We start from the raw sequence: 9,844 nt of genomic DNA on the forward strand, positions 1-9,844 counted from the left end.
CTCCCGAGACCTCGACGAGAGCGACTGTCGGGGCGCGTGATCGCCAGAGCGTTGGCGTCGCCGTGCCGGCTACGCCGCCACCGGCCCCGCCGCCTGCTTCGCCTCGAAAGTGAGCGACCGCGACGGTTTGCCCCACAGGAAGCCTTGAGCTTCATTGCACCCTTCGCTGCGCAGGAGCCGCAGTTGGTCCTCGCTTTCCAGACCCTCTGCAAGAACGGGAACCTTGAGGCTCCGACCGAGAGCCAGCACTGCCTTGATGATGGCGCGTGCCTGGTGGCTCGTGTCGGATTCCATGAGGAACGACCTGTCGATCTTGATCTTGTCGAAGGGGAAGGAGTTCAAGGTATCAAGCGAGGAATACCCCGTCCCGAAGTCGTCGATGGCGATCGAGACGCCAAGGTTCTTGATCTGGCGCAGTACATGCAGGGCGCGGGACTTATCCGAGATAAACGCCGTTTCGGTGATCTCGAGTTCCAGCCGGCTCGCGGGCAGGCCCGAATTCTCGAGTGAACTTTCAACGATGTCTAGCAGATCGGCCTGCATCAACTGGATCGGCGAGAGGTTGATGGCGACGCGGCATTGCTCGGGCCAGCGTGCTGCTTCCATGCATGCGGTCCTCAGCACCCATTCGCCGATGCGAACGATTTCTCCGCTTTCTTCAGCAATTGGAATGAAGTCTGCCGGAGAGATCCAGCCGTTGCGCGGGTGGTGCCAGCGCAGCAGGGCTTCGTAGCCGACCACCGCCTCGGTCCGAACATCCTTCTGTACCTGAAACGCCAGGCTCAACTCGTTGCGATTGATGGCGTCCCGCAGATCGTTGGCAATGATCCGTCGGGTGCGGGCAAGTTCGTCCATGCCCTGCTCATAATAGCAGACTTGTCTGCCGACCCTTTCCTTGGCGCGGTACATCGCAAGATCGGCATTGTTGACGATCTGCTCCCGCGTCTCTCCATCCATCGGGTAGATGGCGACGCCGAGGCTGGCTCCGGGAAAGATGGTGGCGTCATCGAATTCCAGTGGTTCAGCCAGCGCCTTTTCCAGCCGCGCAACGAATTCGGAAAGCTCGCTCTCCTCAGTGTAGAACTTCAAGGCTGCGAATTCGTCGCCTCCGAAGCGGGCGACAAGCTCACCGGACTCCAGGGAATGGCTCATGCGCGTCGCCAGGGACGTCAGCACGGCATCACCCATCGCGTGGCCGTGGAGGTCATTGATTTCCTTGAAGCGGTCCAGATCGATGCCGATCACCGCCACCCGCGCGTTGTTCCGCATGGCGCGCGTCAGTTCCTGGTCGAGCCGCTCTGTGTAGCTGATCCGGTTGGGCAGGCCGGTAAGGGCATCATGAAGAGCCATGTGCGCGATGCGCTGCTCGGCTTCGCGGCGCTCCGTTATGTCGTCCAGGGTCGTGACCCAGCCGCCGCCGGGCATCGGACTGTGGGCGATCGCCAGAGTGCAGCCATCAGCCATCATCGCGATCAGCATGCCTCCGTCTGGTTCCGCGATGCACGCCCGATGACGCTCCAGAGCCCCGTCGACGGCGTCGTCCGACGGCTCCTGTGCTGTGCTGCGCTGCACGCCGCGACGAACCCACTCATCGAAGGAGAGCCCGAGCAGGTCCTCCTCCGTCGCGAAATCGAAGGCCGATGCGGCCCTTGCGTTGGCAAGGATAAGGCGCTCGTCCGCGTCGAACATGCACAGGCCCTGATGCATGTTCGACAGCGCTGCGTTCAGCTTGCGGGACATCGCCTCGAGCGACTCCTGATGCTCTTTCATCCGCGTCATGTCGCGCGTGATCTTGGCAAACCCCTGCAACCCGCCCTGCTCGTCGAATATGGCCTCGACAGTGACGTGAGCCCAGAATCGGGTGCCGTCCTTGCGGTGACGCCACCCCTCGACGTTGAACTTGCCTTCCCGCCGCGCCATTTCGATCGCCTTGGCTGGCACGCCGGCTTCGCGCTCCTCCGCTGAGTAGAAGCAGGCGACATCAAGGCCGATCGCTTCATCGCGCGAGTAGCCTTTCAGACGGGCGGCACCGGCATTCCAGGTGACCACCTTCCCGTCCTGGCTCAACATGTAGATGGCACAGTCGCTGATGCCTTCGACGAGCGCCTTGAACTCGCGCTCGCTGGCGTCGATGACGGCGCGCGTGCGCTGGCTCATCCACGCCGTGACGAGACAGAGCGTCATGATGCTGAAGGCCATGCTGGCGACCGTGACGCCAAGTTGAATCGAAGAAAGGATCGCCGTTGCCGAGGCGTCGGCCTGCTGCGGGACGACGCTCATGCCGGCCATTCCGGTGAAGTGCGTCAGCACAATAGCCGTGACGATCAGAACGGCGCCCGCAATGGCGCTGCGTGTCGTCCGCCCGTCGACAATGAGGTAAAGCGCCGGCACGATCGGCAGCACCGCGAAGAGCATCGACGCAAGGACGAACGTGCGCGACCAGATCAGGTGCACGTTAAACTCGACGGCCAGCATTCCCATATAGTGCATGCAGACCACGCCGATGCCGAAGACGGCTGCGGCGACAAGACGGTGCTTGAGAGCGCTTTTCCGGAGCGCCAGCGAAAAGCCCAACATGGTCGAGAGGATGGCAGTGGCCAGCGAAAGAAGCGTCGGCGCCGCCTGATAGCCAAGGGTGTAGCCGGGGTCATACCCCATCATGGCGGTGAAATGAGTTGCCCAGATACCAAAGCCGCTTGAGAAACCCGCCGCGACCAGCCAGCGGTGGCGTTCGCCTCCTTCAGCGTCGCGTGCGCGACGGAGCATGGCGACTACGGTCATTGCAGCGGCGATACAGATGAACGCCGCCAACAGGACCAGCCAGTGATCATGCTCGTTCCGGACGCAGCGATAGAGCTCAAACACGTGCCATACTCCCTGAGGATGGCACGTGTTTAGCTGCAATCATTTAACAGGTTCTAACTCGCTCATGCTTCGGCACCCCGGAACGACAGCCGCTTCGGCACCGATCAGGGCCCGACCGGATGGAGCGGACGGCCCTCCCTCTCGAAAGCCGTCAGGTTCGCCATCGTCGTGCTTGCGATGGCGCTTAACGCTTCCACGGTAAAGAACGCCTGATGCCCGGTGATCAGGACGTTAGGGAACGTCAGTAGACGCGCGAAGACATCGTCGTGCAGGATCCGGTCGGAATGGTTCTCGAAAAAGAGGTCGCCCTCCTCCTCGTAGACATCAAGGCCGAGATACCCGACCCTCCCGAACTTGAGCCCCTCAATCAGGGCGCGGGTGTCGACCAGGGCACCGCGCCCCGTGTTGATGAGCATGACGCCCTTCTTCATCTGCTCCAGGGCGGCTTCGTCGATCAGGTGATACGTTGCGGCGGTAAGAGGGCAATGGAGGGAGATGATGTCCGACTCGCGGAAAAGCTGTTCCAGCGGACAGGGCTCCGCGCCGATCATCGCCAGTTCGGGTGGGGGCGCCGGGTCGTGGGCAAGGATACGACAGCCGAACCCCGAAAGGATGCCGGCGACGGCGACCCCGATCTTTCCGGTCCCGACGATCCCCACGGTACGCCCCTTGAGGTCGAAACCCAGCAGGCCGTCGAGCGCGAAGTTGCCCTCGCGCACACGGACATACGCCTTGTGGATCTTGCGGCTGAGTGCGAGTATCAGCCCGACGGTATGTTCGGCCACCGAGACCGGCGAATAGGCCGGGACCCTGCCCACAACCATGCCGAATTCTGCCGCGGCCTTCAGATCCACGTTGTTGTACCCAGCGCTGCGCAGCGCGATCATCCGGGTATTGCCGCCGGCAAGCTCCTGCAGGACAGGGCGGTCCAGCACGTCGTTGACGAACGCACATATGGCCGGTGCATCCCGGGCCAGCATCGCGCTTTGGGCGGTGAGCCGCGCCTCTATGTAACGCAGGGTGTGCGGCGTACCCGCCCGTACGTTGGCTTCGCCCAGGAACTGACGATCGTAACCCTTCGTGCTGAATACCGCGACATCCATAGTTCACTCCCTGCTCGGGCATGTCCGCGATCGCCACGCGCTATAGCGCCCAAGTTTCGGCTGCACCATCAGAGCTGCTCTTCCCGCCGCCGGGGCAGCCGGGCAGTCGGCGTCAGAAGGGCGAACGTACGGTGAGCACACGATACCGTGCCTCGACGAGGCTGAAGGCACCGAACAGCCCCAGACCGACACCCATCAGGGCGAGCAGCAACGCTCCTCCCGGCTGGCTGCCCAGCCTGTCGAGCGCCTCACCGAGACCACCGGCACGGCTTCCATCATGTGCCAGGGCCGCCGAGATGATCAGCCACCCCGTGATCGCAAAGACCACGGCGCGAGCGGCATAGCCGGCCCGTCCCAGCCACTGCACATAATCTGGCGCGGGCACGTCGCCACCCAGATCGTCGAAGTCCGCCTTGTAGGCCTTCAGTCCCTGAGCGATTGCCACGCCAAACAGGCCGATGCCCACCGCAATCAGGAGAGCGACGCCCCCCGGCTGCTCCATCAGCCACGCCGACCAGCTCTGCGCGCTTTCATCCCCGGGGCTGCCTTCGCGGGCGGGTGCCTGCCCCAGTGCTATTCGTGCTGCGGAAAACGCGAGCACGGCGTGAGCGATCGCACTCAGAGCATAACCGGCACGCTCCACCCGGCCCTTCAGGCTTTCGCTCCTGCGTTCAGGGTCGAGAGCGGCCTCCGTGAACCGCCAGATCGCGTAACCGGCGAAACCGGCCGCGCACACCGCTAGAAGGAAGCGGCCGAACGGCGCGTCCGCGATCGTCCCGAGCGCACCCTGGTTGTCAGTGGGGTTCCCGCCCTTCCACGCCGCATTCACCGCCAGCGCACCGATCAGGATGTAAACGATGCCTCGGGCGGCGAAGCCGAGCCGTGCCAGAAGCGTCAATCGATCACTTGCGATCATGCCAATTCCTTCCAGTGCCCCAACCCGCGTATTTCGCGAGTGTTCCTGTTGCTTGCTCAACCTCCGGTGAGTGAAGCCTGCGTATTCCGCTGGCGGTCCTGCCATCCTGTATCGCGCCCGTTCTGCCGGCCGCCTGTGCGATTTCGGGAACGCCGCGCGCGCCTTCGCAATCTTCAGGGACAACTTGAGGAGTTCTGCATGGAAGACGAACGAATCTGGGACTTCGAGCGGAGTCTCTGGTTGGGAGGCGAAACTCACTATCGCGACCTCGTTGACGAGGGCTGCGTCATGGTCCTGCCGCAGCCCCCCTATGTATTTTCCGGCAGCGGAGCGAAGGAGCGGTTGAGCGACACGCCACGCTGGCAGAAGGTCGCCTTCTCCGACCAGACGGTAAGCCGACCGCAGGGCGGCCTGATCGTCATCGGGTACACTGCGCGCGCGCAGCATAGCGACCGCGCAGGCTACGTTGCGCACTGCACCTCCACACTGAGGCGGCTGGCGCACGAGGAGTGGAGGGTCATTCAGCATCAACAGACCCTGACCCCCACTGCCCGGTAAGCGCTTTCCGAGCCACGATGGCGCGAATGGGCCCCCCCGCGTGCCGCACACAAGTCGAACGGCACGATCGTGGTTCCGGGAGGTGCGGCACATCGAAGTGGAACCATCCCGGCGGTGTGCCCTTGTTAAGGGTACAAGGAGAATTCAAAATGATTGGCAAGATTATCGGAGCTGTCGCTGGAAGCCACGCCGCCAAACACGTGCGCGGCATCGACGGACCAGGCGGCGCGCTGCTGGGAATGGCGGCACCGGCGCTGCTGCGTCGGCTTGGCCCGGCGACCCTGATCGCAGCAGCCGCTGGCGGCTATGCCTACAAGACGTACAAGGATCGCAAGGAGGCCGAAAGGCTGAGAGCGTCTGCAGCACGCAGGCCCTCCGAACCGACCCGCACGCAAGCCTGACGAAGGAGCGCCCTTCGGGAGAAGGTGCAACCAGGTATCCCGATGTCCTCCAGCCAGGACTTCGCATGACCCCGTCGGCGGCAAGGTCTCCGGCGGGGTTGGCGTGAGGCAGCGCTCCGCATGCTTCGGTGCCGGCTCCATGACAGCCGCGTCACACTGGACTCTGCACGCGCGCGCACCTATCTACCGCCTGGTATGAAATGCTCCGCTTCCACTGCGGCACCCCCTTCCGTCCGGGGCCGTCCCCGCGAGTTCGATCCTGACGAGGCTCTTGCAGCCGCGCTGCGGGTCTTCTGGGCGCGCGGCTACGAAGGCGCGTCCATGGCGGAACTGACGGAGGCCATGGGCATCACGAAGCCCAGCCTCTATGCCTGCTTCGGCAACAAGGAGGCTCTCTTCAAGAAAGCGCTCGACCTCTACGAGCGGGACAAGCTGGCCTACATCGGCAAGGCCCTTGAGGCTCCGACCGCCCGCGGCGTGGCCGAACGCCTGCTCAACGGGGCGGTGGCGACACACTGCGGGGACAGCGATCCCCACGGTTGCCTCGGCGTCATCAGCACCGTCGTCTGCGCGGCCGAAGCCGACCCGATCCGCGCAGACGTGATCAAGCGCCGTGCGTCCTCCGAGGCCGCCGTCGTGAAGCGCTTCGAGCAGGCGCGGCGGGATGGCGATCTTCCCGACAGCGTCTGTCCCACAAAGTTGGCAAGCTGCCTCACCACGCTCCTGCAGGGACTCGCGGTCAAGGCACAGGGCGGTGCGCAACCGGAAGAGCTGCAAGGCAGCATCGACACATTCCTCGCCATGTGGCCGGGGCGCTGAACGGCACCTGATCCCGGCTATCCTGCCGGGCGCTGCCCTTCGACCGTGTAATTTACCAGGCGGTACAGAAAACCTGCTTGACGCCTCGTGCGGCCGAATATATACCGGTCAGTACAGAACATCTTCCACCTGTCCGGCTTTCATCGGCCGCCGCCGCTCTACGGCTGCGAACCCGCCCGGGTCGTGGCGTGATGCACACATCCGGCTCCTGCCGCCGATAGGACATTCCTGTGTCCGGTACGCGCCAGAGCCCTGACCATTCGCCTTCCGGCTACCCCTAGCCGGAAGGCCGCCCCGGCGCGCGCCCTTCCCCCTTCCCGGGTCGCGCGCCGGGGCATGCCTAACGCAAAGGACGCAGGAGCAACGTACATGGCCTTCATCGACTTCTCCGATGCCGCGCTCCAGGTGCTGCCGAATCCGGTCGATTACCCCTTGTCTTCGCTCACCGAGATGGAGCAGCGGATCGTTGCCCTGGCGCGCGCAGATGGCCTGCAATCGCTGAAGCCGGTGCGCAAGCGTGGCTGGCTCGCCCGCCTCATCCTGGGGCCGACGCCGCCATCCCCCATGCTGGCGAACGAGCAGATGGAGGCGCTGCGCCGGCTCGCCGTACGCGCCTGGCATCACGGCTACACCCTCCCCGCCTCCGCGCTGGCAGAGGCTCGCGAGGCCGGCTACTCCGATGCCAAGATAGGCGCCGTCATCGACGCGATCGGGCGCAGCCGCGAACCCTTTCGGAGCATCGCCGCCTGAGCGTCAGGATCGGAGCCCTTGCCCCGATAGATTGTACCTCTTTCGCGCCTGAGGGCCGCGTCTCAGGCGACACCGGCCTTCCGTAGAGTCCGGCCTGTCGCGCCTGTCATCCAGGCGCGGGACCACGCCTTGCCGCCACGATGGAACTGCGCCAAGAGCGCCGAGTTGAGTCCGGACAGCCCCGGCCGCTCGGCTCGAAGAGGGCCGCCACGGTTACCGGCCCGCCGCTCCGCTCCCGCAGCTGCGCATGAGGACAGGTTTTGCACCCAAGGCTTCTAACTCACTGGATGGCATTCTTTGCCGCGCTGTTCCTTGCCGTGTCTCCGGCCCGTGCACAGCTCGTCCCCGAGCCGGCAGCCTCGGCCTCAGCAGTCCCTGTCGATCCCTTTGGCCGTGGAACCCCGCGTTCGACTATTACGGGTCTGATCAACGCGCTGGCGCAGCAGGATTACGACCGCGCGGCCTTCTACTTCGACCTGCCGGTCGAGACCAATCCGCATGCGCAACGAAGCGCTGCCGAGTTCGCCCGGCGGTTGCAGGCGCTGCTTGATTCAGGCGGATCACTGACGCCCTTCAGCGGATTGTCGAACGACACGCCGGGCAGCCTCGACGATGATCTGCCGCTCAACCGGGAGCGGGTCGGGACGATCACGGTCAACGGCAAGCCCAATCCTGTGCTTCTCGGCAGGAAGGAAGTGGACGGGCACACTGTGTGGCGTGTTCCTGTCGAGACCATGCGCGTGCTCGCAGTTGCGAAAGTGCCCCAGCCCGGCACCCAGGCCACGGAGGGGGCGGAAGCAATAGCCGTTGCGGGTGCCCCGGTTCAGGACTGGATGGTGCTGGCCGGTCTTGCCATCCTGAGCTTCGGCGGCCTCTGGATACTGTCGGCCGTCATCCTCGCGGGGGGGCGGCGCTTCGTCCCTAAGGCCGACAGCAACGGCTGGTATCGGTTCCTGTCCGCCGCCCTGCCTCCACTGAACCTGATCATCGCCGTGGCAGCGTTCTATATCTGGGCGGAGAAACTTCCCGTGGCGATCGTCGCGCGGCAGACCCTGCTGCGCTACATCGGCATCTTCGCCGTGGTCGGCTTCGTATGGCTCGGCTTGCGACTGGTTGACGCGATTTCCGACATCGCCATCGCTCGCATGCGCCGACAGGCGCGCCGGCAGGTAGTTTCCGTCGTCACGCTGATCCGACGCGGGGCCAAGATCCTGCTGCTTGCCTTCTCGGCCATTGGCATCCTGGACACCTTTGGCATCGACGTCACAACAGGTATCGCCGCGCTGGGTATCGGTGGTATCGCGCTGGCTCTTGGCGCTCAGAAGACCGTGGAGAACCTCGTCGGCAGCGTCACCGTCATCGCCGACCGGCCGGCACAGGTGGGCGACTTCGTCCGCGTGGGCGACGTCGTCGGCACGGTGGAGGACGTCGGGATACGCTCCACCCGTATCCGGACCAACGACCGCACGATCGTCACCATACCCAACGGCGACTTCTCGGCCCGACAGATCGAGAATTTTTCAAGCCGCGACCGCTTCCTGTTCAATCCGGTCATTCACCTCGACCTGGGCTTGCCGTCGGCGAAGCTGAAGGAGGCGATTACCATCGTTCAGACCGTCCTCGCGGAAAATGCCCATATTGCCGAAGGCGCGCGCGCACGGCTGGCGACCCTTGGCGAGGCTTCGCTCCAGATCGAGGTTTTCAGCTACATCGCGGTGAGTGACTTCGATCACAGTGTCATCATCCGGGAAGAACTGCTTCTGGCGATCGTCGAACGCTTCGAGGCCGCGGCAATCAGCCTCGTCACTCCTGTGCGCAACGTCCTGCTGTCTTCGGACGCCAGGGAACCGGAAAACGCAACCGAACCGTCCTGACGGGTATACGGCGCTGTCTGGCTATTGCCGGGACATGGCAAGTGAGGCATCTGGGCGCGTCAACGGTCAAGGGTCGATATGAGCTGGTTTGCGCGACGGGAGGGGTGGTCCGCCCAGGCGGAAGATGCCCGGGAGGACGGCGACGTCGATTACGCCCGCGTCATTCACTCCGCCTCCTTTCGACAGTTGCAGGGCAAGACGCAGATCCTCAGCCTGGGCGACAGCGACTTCTATCGCACGAGGCTGACTCACTCCCTGGAAGTTGCGCAGATCGCAGGCGGTCTGGCCCGGCAGCTGGCGAAGCTGTTTCCGGGCCATCCCGCCACGCGGCATCTCCCGGACCGGGGAATGATCCAGGCGATCGGCTGCACGCACGACCTCGGGCACCCGCCCTTCGGGCATGGCGGGGAAGTCGCCCTCAACTACTGCATGTGTGGAGCGGCGTGCAAAATTGACCCCCTTAGCGGGGTGATCGGCGTCTAAAATTGACCCCCTTCATCTCATCATGAGAAGCGCCGCCGTTTGGGTTCCGGACGGCGGGTACAGGGATGTTGGTTG

The 9,844-nt window shown here is 64.3% G+C and carries 8 protein-coding genes and 1 pseudogene; 6 read left to right on the plus strand and 3 right to left on the minus strand.

What is annotated here, in order from left to right; all coding sequences use genetic code 11:
• Positions 1-69: 69 nt before the first annotated feature.
• The 3 genes from C2R25_RS03430 to C2R25_RS03440 form a co-directional block, all read right to left on the minus strand.
• Positions 70-2,865 (minus strand): EAL domain-containing protein, encoded by a 2,796-nt coding sequence (locus C2R25_RS03430; protein ID WP_103727892.1) that lies wholly within the window; start codon positions 2,863-2,865, stop codon positions 70-72.
• A gap of 104 nt (positions 2,866-2,969) precedes the next feature.
• Entirely contained in the window at positions 2,970-3,968 is a 999-nt protein-coding gene (locus C2R25_RS03435) for a 2-hydroxyacid dehydrogenase (protein WP_103727893.1), read from the minus strand.
• Between the two features lie 112 nt (positions 3,969-4,080).
• Positions 4,081-4,884 carry a DUF1206 domain-containing protein gene (locus C2R25_RS03440; protein ID WP_158250610.1) on the minus strand — a complete coding sequence of 268 codons (804 nt, stop codon included), beginning with the start codon at positions 4,882-4,884 and terminating at the stop codon, positions 4,081-4,083.
• A 198-nt stretch (positions 4,885-5,082) separates the two neighbouring features.
• Between C2R25_RS03440 and C2R25_RS03445 the strand changes: the two genes are divergently transcribed.
• The 6 genes and pseudogenes from C2R25_RS03445 to C2R25_RS03470 form a co-directional block, all read left to right on the plus strand.
• Complete coding sequence (locus tag C2R25_RS03445; protein ID WP_103727895.1) at positions 5,083-5,442, plus strand: DUF4440 domain-containing protein; 360 nt, start codon at positions 5,083-5,085, stop codon at positions 5,440-5,442.
• Positions 5,443-5,591: 149 nt separating this feature from the next.
• Positions 5,592-5,843 carry a hypothetical protein gene (locus tag C2R25_RS03450; RefSeq protein ID WP_103727896.1) on the plus strand — a complete coding sequence of 84 codons (252 nt, stop codon included), beginning with the start codon at positions 5,592-5,594 and terminating at the stop codon, positions 5,841-5,843.
• A gap of 195 nt (positions 5,844-6,038) precedes the next feature.
• Positions 6,039-6,662 carry a TetR/AcrR family transcriptional regulator gene (locus C2R25_RS03455; RefSeq protein WP_103727897.1) on the plus strand — a complete coding sequence of 208 codons (624 nt, stop codon included), beginning with the start codon at positions 6,039-6,041 and terminating at the stop codon, positions 6,660-6,662.
• A gap of 369 nt (positions 6,663-7,031) precedes the next feature.
• On the plus strand, positions 7,032-7,412 hold the full coding sequence (locus C2R25_RS03460; RefSeq protein ID WP_103727898.1) for a hypothetical protein: 381 nt from the start codon (positions 7,032-7,034) through the stop codon (positions 7,410-7,412).
• A gap of 287 nt (positions 7,413-7,699) precedes the next feature.
• A complete protein-coding gene (locus C2R25_RS03465; RefSeq protein WP_103727899.1) occupies positions 7,700-9,286 on the plus strand; it encodes a mechanosensitive ion channel family protein in 1,587 nt (528 codons plus the stop codon).
• Between the two features lie 78 nt (positions 9,287-9,364).
• Positions 9,365-9,718 (plus strand): annotated as a pseudogene (locus C2R25_RS03470) (HD domain-containing protein); the annotation flags it as partial.
• Positions 9,719-9,844: the final 126 nt, after the last annotated feature.

This window comes from Novosphingobium sp. HII-3, assembly GCF_002916655.1.
Lineage (GTDB): Bacteria > Pseudomonadota > Alphaproteobacteria > Sphingomonadales > Sphingomonadaceae > Novosphingobium > Novosphingobium panipatense.